This window comes from Thauera propionica (genome assembly GCF_002245655.1).
Taxonomy (GTDB): Bacteria; Pseudomonadota; Gammaproteobacteria; order Burkholderiales; family Rhodocyclaceae; genus Thauera; species Thauera propionica.
This window is the reverse complement of record NZ_NOIH01000003.1, coordinates 131270-151561: the sequence shown is the minus strand read 5'-3', so window position 1 is coordinate 151561 and position 20292 is coordinate 131270. Positions and strand designations below refer to the sequence as shown.

Annotated in this window: 20 protein-coding genes and 1 tRNA gene; 15 read left to right on the top strand and 6 right to left on the bottom strand. The window is 66.7% G+C overall.

Annotated elements, in window-relative coordinates; all coding sequences use genetic code 11:
* Nucleotides 1-59: 59 nt before the first annotated feature.
* Nucleotides 60-1643, top strand: coding sequence for an acyl-CoA synthetase (locus CGK74_RS02150; protein WP_206186153.1), 1584 nt, complete (start codon nt 60-62; stop codon nt 1641-1643).
* Nucleotides 1644-1695: 52 nt separating this feature from the next.
* On the opposite strand, the gene CGK74_RS02145 is transcribed toward CGK74_RS02150, so the two are convergent.
* Nucleotides 1696-2895: a CaiB/BaiF CoA transferase family protein gene (locus CGK74_RS02145; protein WP_094266881.1), complete on the bottom strand. Its 1200-nt coding sequence runs from the start codon at nt 2893-2895 to the stop codon at nt 1696-1698.
* 200 nt (nt 2896-3095) lie between these two features.
* Between CGK74_RS02145 and CGK74_RS02140 the strand changes: the two genes are divergently transcribed.
* Nucleotides 3096-3701 carry a DUF938 domain-containing protein gene (locus CGK74_RS02140; RefSeq protein WP_094266880.1) on the top strand — a complete coding sequence of 202 codons (606 nt, stop codon included), beginning with the start codon at nt 3096-3098 and terminating at the stop codon, nt 3699-3701.
* Between the two features lie 18 nt (nt 3702-3719).
* Here the strand turns inward: CGK74_RS02140 and CGK74_RS02135 are convergent, their stop codons facing one another.
* Nucleotides 3720-4202 carry a YbaK/EbsC family protein gene (locus CGK74_RS02135; protein WP_094266879.1) on the bottom strand — a complete coding sequence of 161 codons (483 nt, stop codon included), beginning with the start codon at nt 4200-4202 and terminating at the stop codon, nt 3720-3722.
* A 138-nt stretch (nt 4203-4340) separates the two neighbouring features.
* On the opposite strand from CGK74_RS02135, the gene CGK74_RS02130 reads away from it, so the two are divergent.
* Nucleotides 4341-5282, top strand: coding sequence for a cation efflux transmembrane domain-containing protein (locus CGK74_RS02130; RefSeq protein ID WP_094266878.1), 942 nt, complete (start codon nt 4341-4343; stop codon nt 5280-5282).
* On the opposite strand, the gene CGK74_RS02125 is transcribed toward CGK74_RS02130, so the two are convergent.
* Nucleotides 5218-6357: an AI-2E family transporter gene (locus CGK74_RS02125; protein ID WP_094266877.1), complete on the bottom strand. Its 1140-nt coding sequence runs from the start codon at nt 6355-6357 to the stop codon at nt 5218-5220. The two genes, CGK74_RS02130 and CGK74_RS02125, sit on opposite strands and share 65 nt — an antisense overlap.
* Before the next feature lie 437 nt (nt 6358-6794).
* On the opposite strand from CGK74_RS02125, the gene CGK74_RS02120 reads away from it, so the two are divergent.
* A complete protein-coding gene (locus tag CGK74_RS02120; RefSeq protein ID WP_094266876.1) occupies nt 6795-7292 on the top strand; it encodes a cache domain-containing protein in 498 nt (165 codons plus the stop codon).
* 110 nt (nt 7293-7402) lie between these two features.
* Here the strand turns inward: CGK74_RS02120 and CGK74_RS02115 are convergent.
* Nucleotides 7403-7479, bottom strand: a tRNA-Met gene (locus CGK74_RS02115).
* A 215-nt stretch (nt 7480-7694) separates the two neighbouring features.
* Between CGK74_RS02115 and CGK74_RS02110 the strand changes: the two genes are divergently transcribed.
* From CGK74_RS02110 to CGK74_RS02060, 11 genes are all read left to right on the top strand, one after another.
* Nucleotides 7695-8021, top strand: a complete 327-nt coding sequence (locus tag CGK74_RS02110) for a hypothetical protein (protein WP_240498595.1) — start codon at nt 7695-7697, stop codon at nt 8019-8021.
* A gap of 24 nt (nt 8022-8045) precedes the next feature.
* Nucleotides 8046-9398, top strand: coding sequence for a tRNA (N6-isopentenyl adenosine(37)-C2)-methylthiotransferase MiaB (gene miaB / locus CGK74_RS02105; protein WP_094266875.1), 1353 nt, complete (start codon nt 8046-8048; stop codon nt 9396-9398).
* The gene (locus CGK74_RS02100; RefSeq protein WP_094266874.1) at nt 9398-10414 is read left to right on the top strand and encodes a PhoH family protein; all 1017 of its coding nucleotides are present in this window, start codon (nt 9398-9400) and stop codon (nt 10412-10414) included. The genes miaB and CGK74_RS02100 overlap by 1 nt, the downstream gene beginning before the upstream one ends.
* Nucleotides 10395-11165 (top strand): rRNA maturation RNase YbeY, encoded by a 771-nt coding sequence (gene ybeY, locus CGK74_RS02095; RefSeq protein WP_094266873.1) that lies wholly within the window; start codon nt 10395-10397, stop codon nt 11163-11165. Before CGK74_RS02100 ends, ybeY begins: the two co-directional genes overlap by 20 nt.
* A gap of 59 nt (nt 11166-11224) precedes the next feature.
* Nucleotides 11225-12064, top strand: coding sequence for an HlyC/CorC family transporter (locus CGK74_RS02090; protein WP_094266872.1), 840 nt, complete (start codon nt 11225-11227; stop codon nt 12062-12064).
* On the top strand, nt 12064-13572 hold the full coding sequence (gene lnt, locus CGK74_RS02085; protein ID WP_094266871.1) for an apolipoprotein N-acyltransferase: 1509 nt from the start codon (nt 12064-12066) through the stop codon (nt 13570-13572). The genes CGK74_RS02090 and lnt overlap by 1 nt, the downstream gene beginning before the upstream one ends.
* Nucleotides 13573-13620: 48 nt before the next feature.
* A complete protein-coding gene (gene glyQ / locus CGK74_RS02080) occupies nt 13621-14547 on the top strand; it encodes a glycine--tRNA ligase subunit alpha (RefSeq protein ID WP_004253948.1) in 927 nt (308 codons plus the stop codon).
* Nucleotides 14547-16634: a glycine--tRNA ligase subunit beta gene (glyS, locus tag CGK74_RS02075; RefSeq protein WP_094266870.1), complete on the top strand. Its 2088-nt coding sequence runs from the start codon at nt 14547-14549 to the stop codon at nt 16632-16634. The genes glyQ and glyS overlap by 1 nt, the downstream gene beginning before the upstream one ends.
* A gap of 61 nt (nt 16635-16695) precedes the next feature.
* On the top strand, nt 16696-17229 hold the full coding sequence (gene gmhB / locus CGK74_RS02070; RefSeq protein WP_094267409.1) for a D-glycero-beta-D-manno-heptose 1,7-bisphosphate 7-phosphatase: 534 nt from the start codon (nt 16696-16698) through the stop codon (nt 17227-17229).
* 51 nt (nt 17230-17280) lie between these two features.
* Complete coding sequence (locus CGK74_RS02065) at nt 17281-18054, top strand: lysophospholipid acyltransferase family protein (RefSeq protein ID WP_094266869.1); 774 nt, start codon at nt 17281-17283, stop codon at nt 18052-18054.
* Nucleotides 18055-18132: 78 nt separating this feature from the next.
* A complete protein-coding gene (locus CGK74_RS02060; protein WP_094266868.1) occupies nt 18133-18507 on the top strand; it encodes a 4a-hydroxytetrahydrobiopterin dehydratase in 375 nt (124 codons plus the stop codon).
* A 97-nt stretch (nt 18508-18604) separates the two neighbouring features.
* Here CGK74_RS02060 and CGK74_RS02055 read toward each other — a convergent pair whose 3' ends face one another.
* Together CGK74_RS02055 and CGK74_RS02050 are read right to left on the bottom strand one after the other, a co-directional pair.
* Nucleotides 18605-19171, bottom strand: a complete 567-nt coding sequence (locus CGK74_RS02055; protein ID WP_094266867.1) for a phasin family protein — start codon at nt 19169-19171, stop codon at nt 18605-18607.
* Nucleotides 19172-19497: 326 nt separating this feature from the next.
* Entirely contained in the window at nt 19498-20274 is a 777-nt protein-coding gene (locus CGK74_RS02050; RefSeq protein ID WP_094266866.1) for an enoyl-CoA hydratase, read from the bottom strand.
* Between the last annotated feature and the right edge of the window lie 18 nt (nt 20275-20292).

The window sequence follows — 20292 nt, the reverse complement described above, 5'->3', positions numbered from 1 at the left end:
CGATTTGCCCGAGTACGATGGGGGCGCCTGCGGGTGCCCCGCAAGCACTGAATGAGGACATGAGCATGACCGCAGCACTCCTGACAGCCACGCCCGCCGATGTGCGCCGTGCCGGGCGCAACCTGATCGGCGACGCCTTCGCGCGCTCGGTGCGCCGCAATCCCGAACGCGAGGCCCTGCGCTTCGAGGGGCGCAGCTGGCGCTACGCCCAGCTCGAGCGCGCCGCGAACCGAGTCGCCAACCGGCTGCTGACGCTGGGCCTGAAGGCCGGCGACCGCGTCGCCGCCTATGGCCGCAACTCGGACGCCTACGTGCTGCTGTGGCTGGGCTGCGCGAAGGCCGGCCTGATCCACGTGCCGATCAACTATGCGCTGCTCGATGCCGAGCTGCGCTACATCGTCGAGCAGTCCGGCGCGCGGGCACTGTTCTGCGACGCCGACATGGCGACCCACGTCGAGGCGCTGGGCCCTACGCTGCCCTGCGAGTGGCGCGGCACGCTACATGGCGGGCAGGATCGCGACATCCTCGCCTGGGCGCAGGGCGGCGGCGCCGATACCGCGCCGGAACTTGACCTCGACGAGGAGAGCATCGCCCAGCTGCTCTATACCTCCGGCACCACCGCGGCGCCCAAGGGCGCGATGATGAGCCACCGCGCCCTGCTGGCCGAATACACCAGCACCCTGCTGGCGACCGACATCCGCGGCGAGGACTGCTCGCTGGCCGCGCTGCCGCTCTACCACTCGGCACAGATGCACGTGTTCCTGATGCCGCAGCTGCTGGTGGGCGCCACCACGCTGCTGATCCAGGCACCGCAGCCCGAGCGCTGCTTCGAACTGATCGCGCAGGAAGGCGTCACCTCCTTCTTCGCGCCGCCGACGGTGTGGATCGCCTTCCTGCGTCATCCTGCCTTCGATCCGGCGCGCCTGGCCTCGCTGCAGAAGGGCTACTACGGCGCCTCGATCATGCCGGTGCCGGTCGTGCACGAACTGGCGTCCAAGCTGCCGGCGCTCAAGCTCTACAACTGCTACGGCCAGAGCGAGATCGCACCGCTGGCCACCGTGCTGCGCCCCGAGGAGCATGCGGATCGCCCCGCCTCCGCCGGACGGCCGATCTTCAACGTCGAGACCCGCATCGTCGACACCGACCTGAACGACGTGCCGCCGGGCGAGATGGGCGAGATCGTGCACCGTTCGCCGCAGCTCATGAGCGGCTACTGGGACAAGCCCGAGGAAACCGCGGCCAGCTTCAAGGACGGCTGGTTCCGTTCCGGCGATGTCGGCTACCTGGACGAGGCCGGCTATCTCTACATCACCGACCGCATCAAGGACATCATCAAGACCGGCGGCGTGGTGGTGGCGAGCCGCGAGGTCGAGGAGTGCCTCTACACCCACCCCGCGGTGGCCGAGGTGGCGGTGATCGGCTTGCCCGACGAGCGCTGGATCGAGGCAGTGACGGCGGTGGTGGCGCTGAAGCAGGGCGCGCAGGCCACGGCCGAGGAGCTGATAGCCCACGTACATGCCCACCTGGCGCCGTTCAAGGTGCCCAAGCGCGTGTTCTTCGTCGAGGACATGCCGCGCAACGCCTCGGGCAAGCTGCTGAAGCGCGAGCTGCGTGTGCGTTACGCCAGCGAGGCGACGGACTGAGGGGCGCGTCGGCAGTGAAACGGCCCGGTAGCGGTCGCTGCCGGGCCATGGCTCAGATGGCGCCGGCGGCGCGCAGCGCGGCGATGCGCCCGGCGTCGTAGCCCAGCGTGGCGAGCACGCGGTCGGTGTGCTCGCCCAGCGCCGGGCCGATCCACTCGGTGCCGCCCGGCGTCGCCGACAGCTTCGGCACGACGCCCGGCATGCGGCAGTCGCGGCCATCGGGCAGCTTCACGGTCTGCAGCATCTCGCGTGCGAGGAATTGCGGGTCGGCGAACATGTCGGCCACCGAGTAGATGCGCGAGGCCGGCACCTCGGCGGCGGTGAGTGCGGCCAGCACCGCAGCCTCGTCGTGGGCGGCGACCCAGGCGTCGATCAGCGCGTAGAGTTCGTCGCGCCGGGCGTCGCGGCCCGCGTTGTCGGCCAGCGTCGGATCGTCGGCGAGGTCGGGGCGGTCCATCGCCAGCATCAGGCGGCGGAAGATGGCATCGCCATTGGCGCCGATGGCGACGTGCTTACCGTCCTTCGTGGTGTGGGTGTTCGACGGCGTGATGCCCGGCATGATGTTGCCGGTGCGCTCGCGCACGAAGCCGAACACGTCGAATTCCGGCACCAGCGACTCCATCATCGCGAACACGGCCTCGTACAGCGCCACGTCCACCACCTGGCCCTGGCCGCCGTTCACTTCCTTGTGGCGCAAGGCCATCAGCGCGCCGAGCGCGCCCCACAGCGCAGCGATCGAATCACCGATCGAGATGCCGGTCTTCACTGGCGGCCGATCGGGGAAACCGGTGACGTAGCGCAGCCCGCCCATGGATTCGCCGATGGCGCCGAAGCCGGGTTGCTGCGCCATCGGCCCGGTCTGGCCGAAGCCCGACAGGCGCAGCATCACCAGCCCCGGGTTGATCGCCGACAGCGCCTCCCAGCCCAGGCCGAGCTTTTCCAGCACGCCGGGGCGGAAGTTCTCGATCACGATGTCGGCCTCGGCCACCAGCCGGCGCAGCACCTCGAGCCCGTCGGGATGCTTGAGGTTCACCGTCACCGACTGCTTGTTGCGCGACTGCAGGTACCACCACAGCGAGGTGCCCTCGTAGAGCTTGCGCCACTTGCGCAGCGGGTCGCCGCCGTCGGGCGATTCGATCTTGATCACCTCGGCGCCGAACTCGGCGAGGATGCGGGCGGCGAAGGGGCCGGCGATCAGCGTGCCAAGCTCGATGACCTTGAGGCCGGCGAGGGGTTTGGTGGGTGTGCTCATGGTGGGGCGGGGCGGTGAAGGGAGTGCGTCATTATCTCAGCGTTGGCCTGCACTTCCCGGCGTCAGTCGCACGCGAGCAGTAGCGCCTGACGCCGGGTGGTCGGGCTTGGCGGACATGACGCGCAGAACAGCACACGGGGTGCTTCGCTGAACCGGTGCGGGCGATAATCGGAGCCACCATCTTCATGCCTCCGCACCCCATGCCGACCCTCGACTGCCGCCAGTTCTCGCCCTCCGCCGCCCGCAACCGCGACCCCATCCTCGCCGTGCTGCAGCGCGTGCTGCCGACCGCAGGCTTGGTGCTCGAGCTCGGCAGCGGCACTGGTGAGCATGCGGTGCATTTTGCCCGCCACCTCTCCGCGCTGCGCTGGCAGCCGAGCGAGGCCGATCCCGCCGCGATGGCCTCGATCACTGACTGGGTGGCGCACAGTGCGCTGCCCAACGTGCTGCCGCCGCTGCGTTTCGATCTTGCCGCCAGCCCCTGGCCCCTCGCCGCGGCCGACGCGATCGTGGCGATCAACGTGCTGCATTACTCGCCCTGGGAAACGACGCCTGCGCTGTTTGCCGGAGCGGCCGAGGTCTTGCCCGCAGGCGGGGTGGTTTATTGCTATGGCCCCTACCGTCGCGGTGGCGCCCACATCGCACCGAGTAACGCCGATTTCGACGGCTGGTTGCGCAGCGTTGATGCGCGCTTTGCCGTGCGCGACCTGGAAGCGGTTGAGGCCGAGGCGCAGCGTCGGGGCTTCAGGCTGGAAGAGGTGGTCGACATGCCGGCGAACAATTTCAGCCTGGTTTTTCGTCGCTGAGGAGTTGGGCGGGCGCGCTCACTGCTTGATGTCGCCCCAGGCGGCACCGGTCAGGGCCTGCAGTTGAGCCGGGGTGAGCGGGAAGACCGAGAACGGGGTGCCGGCGGCGGCCCACAATCGGTTGAAGCGCTGCAGGTCCTGGTCGAGCAGCAGCTTCGCCGGCTGCGCATGGCCGATCGGGGCGACGCCGCCGATGGCGTAGCCGGTGGCGCTGCGCACGAACTCCGCGTCGGCGCGGCCCAGCGCTTCGCCGACCAGCGCGGCGACCTTGGCCTCGCACACCCGGTTGTCGCCGCTGGCGACCACGATGACGGCCTGTCCGCTGTCCCTGCCGCGGAACACGATGGACTTGGCGATCTCCGCCACTTCGCAGCCGAGGGCCGCGGCTGCCTCGGCACTGGTGCGGGTGGGCTGTTCGAATTCGACCACGCGGCTGTCGAGGCCGGCGTCGGCAAGGCGCTGCTGGGTGCGCAGGGCGGTGGGGTGTTGGGCGGACTTCATGCGATCGGATACCCGAGTCGGACACGAAGCCGAAGGGTAACTGCTTTTGAGGGCCGCGGCCGAACGCAGCCGGATTTTCGCAAAAGGCACTCGAAGGCGGAAAATGGCGCCTTGACGATTCATGTCCCTGCGAATGCGATGCCGATCAAGCCCGCCTGCTCCGGAAGTTGCGATTGCAGCAACGCCAAGTCCCTCAAGCCCCGCGTCGAGCCAGGCCGTGTGGTGGCGGAAGATCAGGTTTCAGCGCATGGAGCAGCGGCGTCCTCCGAGGTGAATGGCCTCTGGCGGCGCAGCGTCTTTCGCATCCCCGGCATGGATTGCCCCGCGGAGGAGCAGATGATCCGCCTGCGGCTGGCCGATGCGCCGGTGACCACGCTGCGTTTCGATCTGCCGGGACGGACATTGATCGTGGATCATGGCGGTGAGGCCGCGGCCATCCTCTCGAGGCTGCTGCCGCTGGGCTATGGTGCCGTACTGGCAGAGTCCGAAGCGCTGCAGCAGGGTGAGGCACCGGCAGCAGCGGGCGCAAACGATGCCGACGAGGCGCGCGTGCTTGGGTTCCTGCTGGCGATCAATGCCGTGATGTTCGTGGTGGAACTCGGGGCCGGGTTGTGGGCGCGTTCGGCGGGGCTGGTGGCCGATGCCATGGACATGTTTGCCGATGCCGCCGTGTATGGCGTCGCGCTCTATGCGGTGGGGCGCACGGCGCGGCACAAGCTCTGGGCGGCGCGCCTTGCGGGCGTGCTGCAACTGCTGCTGGCGCTGGCTGCGCTGGGTGAGACTGCGCGGCGCATGCTGACAGGGGCTACGCCCGAGCCGCTGGGCATGGTGAGCATCGCGGTTCTGGCGCTGGCAGCCAATGTTGCCTGCCTGTGGCTGATCTCGCGCTATCGCGACGGCGGCGTGCATATGAAGGCGAGCTACATCTTCTCGGCCAACGACGTCATCGCCAACCTGGGCGTGATCGCCGCCGGCGTGCTGGTCGGCTGGATCGGCAGTCCGTGGCCGGACTGGATCATCGGTGTGGCGATTGCTGCGGTGGTGCTGGCGGGGGCGCTGCGGATCCTGCGCCTGCGTTGACATGGGGTGTGGCGGGCGGCTTCAGGTCCGACTCCTCTATCCACTCGCGCCACACCGCCATCAGCACGGCCAGCACCACGGGTCCGAGGAACAGGCCGACCAGGCCGAAGGCCGCCAGACCGCCGAGCACGCCGAACATTACCAGCAGGAAGGGAATGCGGGTGGCGTTGCTGATCACCAGCGGACGCACGAGGTTGTCCACCCAGCTCACCACCAGCGCGCCCCATAACAGCAGGCCAATGCCCTCCGCCGTATTGCCGCTCACCAGCAGCCACACGCCGATCGTGCCCCAGGCGAACGGCGTGCCGAACGGAATCATCGCGATCAGGGCGGTGATGGCGCCGAGCAGCACGGGCGCGGCGACACCGGCCCACCAGTAGCCCAGGCCGGCGACGAAGCCTTGCGCCAGTGCCGTGGCGACGAGGCCCCAGACTACCGCCTTCGTCATCGAACCGACTGCCGCCAGGTAGTCGTTCACCCGCTCGCCGAGGAAACGGTGCAGCACGCGATGCACCTGCTGCAGCACGCGCTCGCCGTCGCGATAGAGGAAGAATACGGTGATCAGTGCGAAGCCGAGCTTGGCCGCGTTGCGGCCGACGTCGCCGATCAGTGCGACGGCCAGCTCGGCGCCTTGCCTGACCCACTCGTTCATCTGCACGCGGAAGGTTTCGGGGTCGCCCGTCAGTTCGTCGAGCATGCGCTGAAGGTCGTCGCCGATCCACGGCAGGTTACGGATGAAGTCGGGCAAGGCGAGCGTGCCCTGGCGCAACTCCGTAGTCACTGCCGCGATCGCAACCCCGATCTCGCTGCGCAACAGCGTCGCCAGCCACAGCGCCGGCAGCACGAAGGCAGCCGTCAGCAGCAGGGTCATCATTGACGCGGCCAGTGTCGGGTAGCGCGACAGGCGCTGGCGCAGGCGGTGATAGAGCGGCCAGGTGGCGTAGGCGATGATCACCGCCCACGCCACCGGAACGATGAAGGGCTGCAGCACCGCGTAGCTCAGTACCAGCAGGCCGCCGAGCAGGAAGCCAAGAATGACGCGGCGGGCGATTTTTTCGGCGACCTGGTCGATCATGGGGGTGCGTTCTTCAGGCGGTTGGGGCTGATCCTGGCGCGTGAGGCGCGCTGGCGTTCAGGCCCCATTGTGCGCGCTCCTGTCGCGGAAGGCTTGATGAGGATCGGCAAACGCGGGTTCGAGAGGTCGAGCCATGCCTGCTTATTCGTTCCGGGTTAAGGGGGGTGCCGATCATGGCGGATGGGACCTAGTTCACGAACTCTTCGTCATCAGCCTGCACGAGTGCACGGCAGATTGCTACTATGCGCGCTCCAGTGCGTGTAGTCGTCGCCTTGGCGGTTCGATTTGTCGCCCCGTGTGGTGTCGCGAGCCGAATTGATCACTGGAAGTCATGGGGTTCTGCCGGGTGTGCCAGCATGCAGGCAGGATGAGATTTGCAGTCGGGTTCGTTGCGGCCGCCAGGAAGCGGTCGGGCCCGGATACGGGGAGACCAGAATATGCTTTCAATCGCGCGCCTGCTGCGCATCCGGCTTTTTGTTTTTGCCTTTGCCGCGTCGTTGGGGGCCACGGCCGCTGTGGCCCAGGGGAGTGGCCAGACCGAGGTTCGCTCGACGCAGGCCCAGGCTCAGCAGATGCTCGACCGCGCAGTCGCCGAACTGAAGGCAAACGGCCCCCGAGCCTATGAGCGTTTCAACGATCCCAAGGGTGATTTCGTCATCAACGACCTGTATGTGTACGTCGTCGGAGTCGATGACCTCGTGTTCCGCGCCCACGGTACCATGCCCAAGCTGATTGGCCGCAGCGCCGCCACACTCCGCGATGCGACCGGCAAGCGCTTCATCGCCGATCAGGCCGACGAAGTGCGCACGGTCGGCAAGGGAACGCTGGAGTACATCTGGCGCAATCCGGTCAATGGCCGCGATGAACTTAAGCGTGCCCTGTACCAGCGCGTCGGCGACGTCTTTGCCGCGGTGGGTATCTACGTGGCTCAGTGAGAGATTGTCGACGGGGCTGCCTGTCGGCGGCCCGCTGTCGTGCCCGACAGGGCAGGTGCCGAAAAGCAAAAGGCCAACTCCGAGGAGTTGGCCTTTTGCTTGAATCGGGGTGGTGGTGATGGGCGGAATCGAACCGCCGACCTATGGGTTATGAATCCATCGCTCTAACCGTCTGAGCTACATCACCAACAGAGCGCGCGAATATAGCGGGCTTTTCAGTACCTCGTCAACAGGCCCGAAGCGCGGCCGCGCTGGATCTGCGGCCGGGGGTGTGCCGCATGGAAATGCCGAAACGGGAGTGTAACGTTTGATTTATAAGGGTTTTGCATTGACATGGAAGGGGTGATCGGGGATCATTCTTCGCCTGAATAACCTTCTGCCGGAACCTGCCGGCCGACGTCTTTGCGCAAAATTCCCCTCTCCCTGCTGCTGCTGTCGCTGGCCGGAGCCCCGGGCTCGGCGGCGAATGCGGCACCGACGCGAGCGTTTCCCGAGGATGCTCGCAAGACCACCATTACGTTTGCCCCTGCCGGTGCCGTGCTTCTGGATGATGAGCCGGTGCCTCTGAGTCCCGGCGCGCAGATCCGTGATCGTGCCAACCGGATCGTGCTGCCGTCGCACATTCGCGGCGAGTACAAGGTGCGCGTCAAGTTCGACAATCAGGGACAAGTTCACCGGGTCTGGATCCTCACGCCCGAGGAAGCGGCCGTTCCGGACCCCAAGCGGTAATCCCGCAGCGATTCCTTTCCCCAGATGAAGAAACTCTACATCCGCACCTTCGGGTGCCAGATGAACGAGTACGACTCCGACAAGATGGCGGACGTGCTCGGTGCCCACGAAGAGCTGGTCAAGACCGACAACCCGGAAGAGGCAGACGTGATCCTCTTCAACACCTGTTCGGTGCGCGAGAAGGCGCAGGAGCGGGTGTTCCACGACCTCGGTCGGGCGCGCCTGCTCAAGCTGCAGAAGCCCGGGCTGATCATCGGCGTCGGCGGCTGTGTGGCGAGCCAGGAAGGCGAAGCGATCGTCAAGCGCGCGCCCTATGTGGACGTGGTCTTCGGTCCGCAGACCCTGCATCGCCTGCCGAAGCTGATCGAGGCGCGCAAGCAGACCGGGCGCTCGCAGGTCGACATCTCCTTCCCCGAGATCGAGAAGTTCGACGCGATGCCGCCGGCGCGTGTCGAAGGTGCCAGCGCCTTCGTGTCGATCATGGAAGGCTGCTCGAAGTACTGCACCTTCTGCGTCGTTCCCTATACCCGCGGTGACGAGGTGTCGCGCCCGCTCGAGGACGTGCTTGCCGAGGTGGCCGGCCTGGCGGCGCAGGGTGTGAAGGAAGTGACCCTGCTCGGGCAGAACGTGAACGCCTGGCGTGGCGAACTCACGCGTGAGGATGGCGAGCAGGGCGACTTTGCGTTCCTGCTCGAGTGCGTGGCCGAGATCCCCGGCATCGAACGCATCCGCTACACCACCTCGCACCCGCGCGAGATGACGCAACGCCTGATCGACTGCTACGCGAACATCCCCAAGCTGGTGTCGCAGTTGCACCTGCCGGTGCAGTCGGGCTCGGACCGCGTGCTCGCGGCGATGAAGCGCGGCTACTCGGTGCTGGAGTTCAAGTCCGTCGTGCGCAAGCTGCGGGCGGCGCGACCGGATCTGTCGCTGACCTCGGATTTCATCGTCGGCTTCCCCGGCGAGACCGAGGACGACTTCGAGAAGACCATGAAGCTCATCGAGGACGTCGGCTTCGATGGCTCCTTCAGCTTCGTATACAGCGCGCGCCCCGGCACGCCGGCGGCCGACCTCGAAGACCCCGTGCCGCAGGAGACCAAGCTCGCCTGGCTGGCGAGGCTGCAGAAGCGCATCGACGAACAGTACCAGGCCAACAGCGAGGCCATGGTCGGCAGCGTGCAGCGCATCCTGGTCGAGGGGGCGGCGAAGAAGAATGCCGAGGCCGAGATGATGGGGCGCACCGACAACAACCGTGTGGTGAACTTCCCCTCCGATTCGCCCCATCGCGACCGCCTGATCGGCCAGTTCGTCGATGTCCGCATCACCGCCGCGCTGCCCCACAGCCTGCGTGGCGAAATCCTCGTCCGGGAATCCTGATGGCGAAAACCCTGGAAGTTTTCTTCGAGCCGGTCGACAACGCCCGGCTCGCCCGCCTGTGCGGCGTGCTGGACGAGAATCTGCGCCAGATCGAGAACGCCTTCGACATCACTGTCACCCGCCGTGGCGAGCAGTTCACGCTGCATGGCCATCCGGCCCAGGTGCTGCGTGGCGAGATGGCGCTGAAGCACTTCTACGCGCGCGCGGAGAACGACCTGTCGCTCGACGACGTGCAACTCGGCCTGATCGAGATCGCGAACAAGGGCGAGGCCGTGGCGCCCGCGCCGGTGCTGATGACGCGCCGCACCGAACTTCACGGGCGCACGCCGCGCCAGGTGGAGTACCTGAAGCACATTCAGGACCACGACATCACCTTCGGTATCGGTCCGGCGGGCACCGGCAAGACCTATCTGGCGGTGGCGAGCGCGGTCGACGCCTTCGAGCGCGACCTGGTCGAGCGCATCATCCTGACCCGACCTGCGGTCGAGGCCGGCGAGCGCCTGGGTTTCCTGCCCGGCGATCTGGCGCAGAAGGTCGATCCCTATCTGCGGCCGCTGTATGACGCGCTCTACGACCTGATGGGCTTCGACCGCGTGGGCAAGCTGTTCGAGCGCAGCCTGATCGAGATCGCGCCGCTCGCCTTCATGCGCGGGCGTACGCTCAACAATGCCTTCATCATCCTCGACGAGGCGCAGAACACCACCCCCGAGCAGATGAAGATGTTCCTGACACGTATCGGCTTCGGTGCCAAGGCCGTGGTCACCGGCGACCTGACCCAGGTCGACCTGGCGCGCGGCCAGCGCAGCGGCCTGAAGGAGGCGCGCGAGGTGCTGGGCGAGGTGCGCGGTATCGCGTTCACCGAGTTCCGCAAGGAGGACGTGGTCCGTCATCCGCTTGTCGCACGCATCGTGGAAGCTTATGACAACGAGGCTGCGCGCGTGGAGCGCGCCAAGGCTGCAGTACGTGCACAGAAACAGCAGGACGAGGGAGACCAGAATGCCGAAAGCGGCGAATAATCCCGCGGTAAACAGCCCGAAGATCGTCGCCGTCGATGCCGATGGCAAGGCGACCCGCATCAAGGCCGAACGCCTTGAGATCGACCTGGGCGACGGCCGCAAGCTGCTGCTCGCCTTCCCCGAGCGCGCCTGGGGCGACCTCGAGATCGAGGCCGAGACCGACAGCGAGGAGGCCGTGCCGATGCTGTCGCTGCAGCCCGGCGCCTGCAACCTGATGACGCTGCGTGTCGACGTGCATCACGACCTGCTGCCGGTCGAGCCGATCGACCTGCCGCAAGGCGAGAATCCGCCGCTGCTGACGCTGGCGGTGCAGAAGGCGGTCGACAGCGTGGACAAGGCCAGTGCGCCCAAGAAGCACCAGATCCGCCGCTGGGCCCAGGCTGCGCTACAGCGGGATGCCGAGGTGGCGGTGCGCCTGGTCGGCGAGGCCGAGGGGCGCGAGCTCAACCGCGAGTTCCGTGGCAAGGACTACGCCACCAACGTACTGACCTTCGCCTACGGCGAGGGCGAGGACCTGCCCGGCGCCGCAGACAGGCCGCTGGCGGGCGACCTCGTGCTGTGCGTGCCAGTCGTCCTGCGCGAGGCGGCAGAGCAGGGCAAGACACTGGAAGCCCACTTCGCCCACCTCGTGGTGCATGGTATGTTGCACCTTCAGGGCTACGACCACGAGAACGAGATCGATGCCCAGGAAATGGAAAAACTCGAAACGGAAATCCTCCGCGGCCTGGGCTACGCTGACCCGTACGCCTGAGCACGCGCGGCGCGGCGTCGGGATGGCGCGCGCCGCAGGCGGCATTTCCTTCCCCCGACATGGACAGTCCTTCAAAACCGTCGCTGATCGATCGTATCTCGGCCCTGCTGTCGCGTGAGCCGGAAGACCGTGAAGACCTGCTCGCGCTGCTGCATGCGGCCTTCGAGCGTGATCTGCTGGATGCCGACGCGTTGTCGATCATCGAAGGCGCGCTGCAGGTCTCCGACATGCAGGTGCATGACGTCATGGTGCCGCGTGCGCAGATGGACTGCGTCAGCCTTGAAGCGCCCGTCGAGGAGATCGCCGGCTTCGTCGTCGACAAGGGCCATTCGCGTTTCCCGGCAATTGGCGAGGGCAAGGACGACGTCGTCGGCATCCTGCTGGCCAAGGATCTGCTGCGCTACTTTGCCGGACGCGAGTTCGACCTGCGCGGCATGCTGCGTCCCGCGGTCTTCATCCCCGAATCCAAGCGCCTCAACGTGCTGCTGCGCGAGTTCCGCGTCAGCCATAACCACATGGCGATCGTCGTCGATGAGTACGGCGGCGTCGCCGGCCTGGTGACGATCGAGGACGTGCTCGAGCAGATCGTTGGCGACATCGAGGACGAGTACGACCTCGACGAACTCGGCGACAATATTCGCCTCGCCTACAACGGCCGCTACCGCGTCAAGGCGACGACCGAGATCGAGGCTTTCAACAAGGCCTTCGCCACGCAGTTCTGCGACGACGAGTACGACACCGTCGGTGGTCTGCTGATCCGGCAGTTCGGTCGCCTGCCGTATCGCGGCGAGACGATCGAGCTCGACGGGGTGAAATTCCAGGTTCTGCGCGCCGATAGCCGGCGCCTGCATTCGCTGCTGGTCGAGCGGCTGCCCCAACCCGAAGCGGCTGCCGAGTGATGCGCCGGCGCGTGGGGCTGGCGCTGCTCGCGGGGGGCGCGGGCGTTCTGGCGTTCGAGCCCGTCGGCTGGTTTCCGCTCATGTTCCTGTGCCTGGCCGTACTGGCCCGCTTGCTGCGCGACGTGGGGCGCACGCGAGATGGCTTCTGGCTCGGGTTCGCGTGGGGCTGGGGTGCCTTCATCGCCGGCGTGTCCTGGCTCTATGTCGCGCTCAACCGCTACGGCGGCATGCCCGCGCCATTGGCCGGTCTGGCGATCGCGCTGTTCTGTGCTTACCTGGCGCTCTACCCGGCCCTGGTCGGGGCGCTGTTCGTGCGTTTGCGAAGTCTCGCTCGGGGCAGTGCGCCGCTCGCAGGGGCCGCGCTGTTCGGCGCGTTGTGGCTGCTCGGCGAATGGCTGCGCGGCGTGGTGTTCACCGGTTTTCCATGGCTTGCGGTCGGTTACTCGCAGACGGCGCCAAGCCCGCTGGCGGGCTACCTGCCGGTGATCGGCGTGTATGGCGTCGGCGGCCTGCTGGCCTTCGTCGCCGCGTGGCTGGGGCTGGCCGAGTGGCGACGTGCAGGCACTTTGTGGCGCCCGGGGCTGATCTGCGTCGCCGTGCTCGGCGGCGGAGCCCTGCTGTCGATGCGCGCCTGGACCACGCCGGTCGGCGAGCCCGTGCGCATCGCACTGGCGCAGACGAACTTCGAACAGAGCCTGAAGTGGGATCCGGAACGCTTTGCCGACGTGCTCCAGGTCAATTTCGACCTCGTTCGCGACGCCTTCCTGCGCCCGAATCCGCCGGCCATCCTGGTGCTGCCGGAGACCACGCTGCCGACGCTGCTCGACCGACTGCCCGAAGGCTATCTGGAAGCGCTTGCGCGCCTGGCGCAGGAGGCGGGCGGCGACCTGGTGCTGGGCGCGTTCCGGCGCGACGACGCAGGTCATATCTACAACGCGGCGATCAGTCTGGGCACGGCGCCGGTGCAGCACTACGCGAAGCAGCACCTCGTGCCCTTCGGCGAATACTCGCCGCCGCTGTTCGGCTGGTTCTACCAACTTGCCAGCATACCGATGTCCGACCAGACGCGGGGTGCGCCCGACCAGGCGCCGATGGTGCTCGATGGCCAGCAGGTCGCGCTCAACATCTGCTACGAGGACTTGTTCGGCGCCGAGATCATCCGTGCCCTGCCGCAGGCCACGCTGCTGCTGAACATCTCCAACCTTGCCTGGTATGGCGACTCCTTCGCCCAGCCCCAGCACCTGCAGATTGCCCGCGTGCGCGCAATCGAGACCGGCCGGCCCATGCTGCGTTCGACCAATACAGGCATGACCGCGGTCGTGCAGCCCGATGGCAGCGTCAGCGCGGTGCTGCCCGAGTTCGAACGCGGCGTGCTGCGCGCGAGCGTGCAGGGCTATTCCGGGCTCACGCTCTATGTGCGCTGGGGAGACCGCCTTGCGCTGGCCGCTGCCGTGTTCGTGCTGGGGCTGATCGGCCTGCGGCGCGCGCGTCGTGCCGGATACCGGTAAAATCCCCGTCTTTGCGTGCGCAGCGCGGCCAATGGGCCGCCCGAGACCATGACCACCGAATCCAGACTCGTGAAACCGACCTTCCAGCAAGTCATCCTCACGCTCCAGCACTTCTGGGGCGAGCGCGGCTGCGTGCTGCTGCAGCCCTACGACCTCGAGGTGGGCGCCGGCACCAGCCACACCGCCACCTTCCTGCGCGCGATCGGTCCCGAACCCTGGAACGCCGCCTACGTGCAGCCGTCGCGCCGCCCGAAGGACGGCCGCTACGGTGAGAACCCCAACCGCCTGCAGCACTATTACCAGTTCCAGGTGGTGCTCAAGCCCTCGCCGCTGAACATCCAGGAACTCTACCTCGACAGCCTGCGCGCGCTCGGCATCGACCCGATGGTGCACGACATCCGCTTCGTCGAGGACGACTGGGAGAACCCCACGCTCGGCGCCTGGGGCCTGGGCTGGGAAGTGTGGCTGGACGGCATGGAAGTCACCCAGTTCACCTATTTCCAGCAGGTCGGCGGCCTCGATTGCAAGCCGGTGCTGGGCGAGATCACCTACGGCATCGAGCGTCTGGCGATGTACCTGCAGGGCGTGGAAAACGTCTATGACCTGGTGTGGTCGATCGCGCCGGACGGGCGCAAGGTGACCTATGGCGACGTCTATCACCAGAACGAGGTCGAGCAGTCGACCTTCAACTTCGAGCACAGCAACGTCGACTTCCTGTTCTCGCTGTTCAATAACTACGAGTCCGAAGCCAAGCGCGTGATGGAAGTCGGCCTCGCGTTGCCGGCCTACGAGATGGTGCTGAAGGCGGCGCACACCTTCAACCTGCTTGATGCCCGTGGTGCCATCTCGGTGACCGAGCGCGCCGCCTACATCGGCCGTATCCGCAACCTGTCGCGCGCCGTCGCCCAGGCTTATTTCGAATCCCGTGAAGCCCTCGGCTTCCCGATGCTGAACACAACCAAGGAGGCCGCGTGATGACCAGCGCGACCCTGCTCGTTGAACTGCTCACCGAAGAGCTGCCGCCCAAGGCCCTGCCGCGCCTGGGCGAGACTTTCGCCACCAGGATCGCCGACGGCCTCAAGGCCAAGGGCCTGGCGCCTGCCGACGCCGCCTTCCGCACCTTCGCCAGCCCGCGCCGGCTGGCAGTGACGGTGGCGCAGGTGGCCTCGGAGGCCGCCGCCAAGGAGGTCACCGAGAAGCTGATGCCGGTGTCCGTGGCGCTCGACGCCGAGGGCAAGCCGACGCCGGCGCTGCTGAAGAAGCTGGAGGCGAAGGGCATCGCGGTCGAGGCTGTCGCCAGCTTCGAGCGCCGCATGGACGGTAAGGCCGAGGCCCTGTTCCACACCGCCATGGTGCCGGGTGCGAAGCTCGCCGACGTCCTGGCGGGCATCGTACAGGACGCGATCAAGGCACTGCCCATCCCCAAGGTCATGCGCTGGGGCGACGGCGATGCCACTTTCGTGCGTCCGGTGCACAAGCTCACCTTCCTGCACGGTGCTGACGTGGTGCCGGGCCGCGTGCTCGACCTCGACTCGGGGCGCACCACGCGTGGCCACCGCTTCATGAGTCGCGGCGACATCGACATCGCGACTGCGGATGCCTACGAGCCCACACTGCTCGCCGAGGGCAAGGTCATTCCCAACTTCGCCGAGCGCCGCGCCAACATCGAGCGCCAGCTTCTCGCCGAGGCTGCGAAGCAGGGCGCGCTGCTCAACGAATATGCCGACCTGCTGGACGAGGTCGCCGCGCTGGTCGAGCACCCGACGGTGTATGTCGGCGAGTTCGAGGCCGAATTCCTCGCCGTGCCGCAGGAGTGCCTGATCCTGACCATGCGCGCCAACCAGAAGTATTTCCCGCTCTTCGACGGCGCCGGCAAGCTGCTCAACCGCTTCCTGATCGTCTCGAACATGCAGGTGGCTGACCCGAGCAACATCGTCGCCGGCAACGCCCGTGTGGTGCGCCCGCGCCTGTCGGACGCGCGCTTCTTCTTCGAGCAGGACAAGAAACAGAAGCTCGAGGCGCGCTTGCCGCGCCTGGCGCCGGTGATCTATCACAACAAGCTCGGCAGCCAGCTCGAGCGCGTCGATCGGCTTGAAGCGCTGGCGGGTGCGATCGCCGCCCAGCTGCATGGCGACGTCGCCGCGGCCAAGCGCGCCGCGCGCCTGGCGAAAGCCGACCTCGTCACTGACATGGTGGGCGAATTCCCCGAGCTGCAGGGCATCATGGGCCGTTACTACGCGCTCGCCGACGGCGAAGGCGAGGTTGTGGCCGATGCCATCCAGGCCCATTACCAGCCGCGTTTCGCGGGTGATGCCTTGCCGGCCGGCAACGTCGCCGCCGCGGTGGCGCTGGCCGACAAGCTCGACGCCCTGGTCGGATTCTTCGGCATCGGCATGGTGCCGACGGGCGACAAGGACCCGTTCGCGCTGCGCCGCGCCGCGCTCGGCGTGTTGCGCATCCTGATCGAGGCGCCGCTGCCGCTTGAGCTGCCGAAGCTCATCGATACGGCCGCCGCCGGCTTCAAGCCCGGCCTGCTCACCGCCGAAGGCTTCGCCGCGCAGTTGCAGGACTTCATGCTCGAGCGCCTGAAGAACCTGCTGCGGGAGACAGGGCGCGATGGCGCTGTGATCGACGCCGTGCTGGCATTGAAGCCCGCGCGCATCGATCTGGTACCGGCCAAGCTCGCCGCGGTGGAAGCCTTCCGCGCCCTGCCCGAGGCCGAGGCGCTGGCTGCCGCCAACAAGCGCATCGTCAACATCCTGAAGAAGGCCGAGGGCACGCCGGGTGAGCCCGACTTCGCGCTGCTGCAGGAGGAGGCCGAGAAGGTGCTGTTCCGCCAGGTGGTCGAGGTCGCGCCGCTGGTGCGCTCGCATGTCGCCAACGAAGACTACACCGACGCGCTGCGTGCCCTGGCCGGCCTGCGCGCAGCGGTTGACCACTTCTTCGAGGATGTCATGGTGATGGCCGAGGAGCCGCTGACCCGCGCCAACCGCATCGCGCTGCTGGCCCAGCTTGCCGGCCTGATGAACCAGGTGGCGGACATCTCCCGTCTGTCGGCCTGACCCGGACGCGTCCCGCTGCAGGGCGGGGTGTGTTCCGCTATGCCGGAGCAACGACATGCCGATGAAGCTCATCATTCTCGACCGCGACGGCGTGATCAACGCCGACTCGGAACAGTTCATCAAGTCGCCCGACGAATGGAAGCCCATTCCCGGGTCGCTCGAGGCCATCGCGCGCCTCAACCAGTGGGGCTGGCGAGTGGTCGTCGCGTCCAACCAGTCGGGGGTGGGGCGCGGCCTGTTCGGCATGGACACGCTGAATGCGATCAACGACAAGATGGTGCGCAGCCTCGCGCAGGTGGGGGGGCGACTCGATGCGATCTTCTTCTGTCCGCACGCCGCCGACTCGACCTGCGACTGCCGCAAGCCCAAGCCAGGGCTTTTCCAGCAGATCGCGGAGCGCTTCAATGTCGACCTCACCGGCGTGCCCTGCGTCGGCGACAGCCTGCGCGACCTGCAGGCGGGCGTGAGCATGGGCTGTGAGCCCTACCTGGTGCTGACGGGAAAGGGCATGAAGACCCGTGAGGATCCCGAGTTGCCGCCGGGCACGCGGATCTTTCCAGATCTCGACGCAGTCGCTGCAGCCCTGACCGCCTGATTCCGGCGCCATCCCGCGCGGCGCCTTCCCCGTCTCATTGCGAACCTCATCGTGCATCTGATCCGCTCCGTCGTCTTCGCTCTCCTGCTCACCCTGATCACGGTGCCGTACGCGATCTTCGCGACATTGATCTTCTGGCTCCCTCCGATGACGCGCCATCGCCTGATCACGTCGTGGGTGCCAATCATGATGTGGGTGATCAAGCATGTGCTGGGAATTCGCTACCGCATCATCGGTGCCGAGAACATTCCGGCCGGCCCAGCGGTGGTGTTGTCGAAGCATCAGTCGGCGTGGGAAACCATCGCGTTGCAGCAGATCTTTCCACCGCTGTGCTACGTGCTCAAGCGCGAACTGCTGCGCGTTCCTTTCTTCGGTTGGGCGCTCGGCATGATCCCGGGCATCGCGATCGACCGCGCGGCGGGCAAGGATGCGATGGCGCAGGTGGTGGAGCAGGGGCGCGAGCGACTCAAGGAAGGCCTGTGGGTCGTTGTGTTCCCGGAAGGCACGCGCGTTGCGCCGGGGACGGTGCGGCGCTACAAGCCGGGCGGGGCGATTCTGGCCAAGCGTGCGGGCGTGCCGGTGGTGCCGGTGGCACACAACGCGGGCGAGTTCTGGCGGCGCAACGCCTTCATCAAGCACCCGGGGGAGATCGTCGTTAGCATCGGGCCGGTGATCGAGGTCAAGGGCGTCAGGGCCGACGACATCAACCAGCGTGCCGAGGCGTGGATCGAGAACGAGATGCGGCGGCTGTTCCCGCATCACTATGCGGGTGCGGCTGACACCGCCGGCCAGGCCGCTGCGGAGAAACCCCCGTCACCCGAGTGACCTCGCTGGCGAGCGGGGAACGTGGCATTCGGCCGGTCGCATGACTAAAGTGAAAGCCCGATCCGAGAGGAGACCGAGATGAGCGACAGGCTGCCGGTGATTTCCGATGACGATATCCGCAGCCGACTGGCGGCGGAACTGCCCCACTGGTATCTCGAGAATGGCTGGATCCGGCGCAAGTACCGGACTGAAGGCTGGAAGGGCACGCTCATGGTGGTCAATACCATCGGTCATCTGGCCGAGGCCGCCTGGCATCACCCGGACCTGGCCGTTTCCTACGCCTTCGTGATCGTGAAGCTGACGACGCATTCGTCGAAGGGGGTCACCGAGCGCGACTTCGCGCTGGCCCGGAAGATCGAGGACGTGGTGCAGTGGCAACCCGCGCGCGAGGGTGGCGTGCTGGAAGGCACGCCCGGCGATGATCCGCGGTTCCGTTACATCAAGTACGACTGAGGCTGCGCTTCCGCGTTGCGGTGTTTCTTGATGGCGTTGTAAACGCAAAACGGCCCCGCACTGCGGGGCCGTTTCGTGAAGCTTGAACCGTCAGGACTCAGGCGGCCTTCTTGGCGGTGGTCTTGGTGGTGGTGCTGACGGCCTTGACGGTGGCGTTGGTCGCGGCGGCCACGTTGGCTTCGGCGATCTCGGCGACTTGCTTGGCAGCCTTGCTCATGCTGTCGTAGGCGCTGTTGGCGGCGGCGATGGCCGACTTGACAGCGGCGACGGCAACGTCGGAACCAGCCGGGGCGGACTTGGCAGCCTTGTCCAGCGCGGTGGCGACGCCCTTGTTCAGCTCGGCGACCTGGCCTTCCAGAACCTTCGACACTTCTTCCTGGCTCTGCGAGGTGATCTCGTAGACGCTGCGGGCGTAGGCGACGGCCTTCTCGACGATCGGCTGGGCCAGCGAAGCCTGCAGGTTCACCAGTTCCTGCACGTCCTTGACGGCCAGCAGAGCCTTGGTGTTGGCAACGCCGTCTTCCAGGATCGAACGGGCGGTGTTCAGGTTCAGGGCAGCCAGGCGCTCGGCGCTGGCGAAGGCGGCGTTAGCCAGGGTCAGCAGGGTCTCGACGTTGGCCTTGTTGGTGTTGGCGAACTGCTCGGGGGTAACGAAAGCGGACATTTGAATCTCCTCGAATGGTGGTCAATGCAGAAACATCGGGTTGGGTTTGCCGCGATGTTGCGTTGCAGCATGGTCTGGATTATAGGGACGTCGTCATTCAAGTCAAGGGAAAACTTGTGCATCGCACAATAGTGAATCGATAATTTCAATCTATCCCGGCGCTTCCTGCCCCGCCCGAGTCTGTCCCCAGCGTGCTTGCCCGTCTCCGGTCCGGAGTCTGCCAAAGCTGCCTTACAGAAAAATGACGAGGTCGTTCTGCGGCGCAGCGATCGACGGACGAAAAAAGGCCGCCCGGGGGCGGCCGTTCCGGTGCATGCGGCGATGCGTCAATCGTGGCGGAAGCTGGCCTTGCGCTTCTCGACGAAGGCGGCCATGCCTTCCTTCTGGTCGTTGAGGGCAAAGGCCGAGTGGAAGACGCGGCGCTCGAACAGCAGGCCTTCGTTCAGGCTGCTCTCGAAGGCGCGGTTGACGGACTCCTTGATCATCATGACCACCGGCAGGGAGAAACTGGCAATCGTCTCCGCTGCGGCGAGCGCCTCATCGACGAGCTTGTCGGCCGGGACGACGCGCGACACCAGGCCGGCCTTCTCGGCTTCGGCGGCGTCCATGAAGCGGGCGGTCAGGCACAGGTCCATCGCCTTGGCCTTGCCGACCGCGCGCGGCAGGCGCTGCGTGCCGCCAGCGCCGGGCAGGATGCCGAGCTTGACTTCGGGCTGGCCGAACTTCGCCGAATCAGCCGCGATGATGATGTCGCACATCATCGCCAGTTCGCAGCCTCCGCCAAGCGCAAAACCCGCGACAGCCGCAATGACCGGCTTGCGGCAGGTCTTGACGCGTTCCCAGTTGCGGCTGATGTAGTCGCCCTTGTAGGCGTCCATGTAAGAGAAGGTCGCCATGGCGCCGATGTCGGCGCCGGCAGCGAAGGCTTTCTCGGAGCCGGTGATGACGATGGCGCCGATGTTGTCGTCGGCCTCGAAGCCGTCGAGTGCAGCGCCAATCTCGTCCATGACCTGGTCGTTCAGCGCATTCAGCGCCTTGGGGCGGTTCAGGGTGATCAGGCCGACGCGGCCACGGGTTTCGGCGATGATGAGTTCGAAGCTCATGCTGACTCCAGTGCTGTT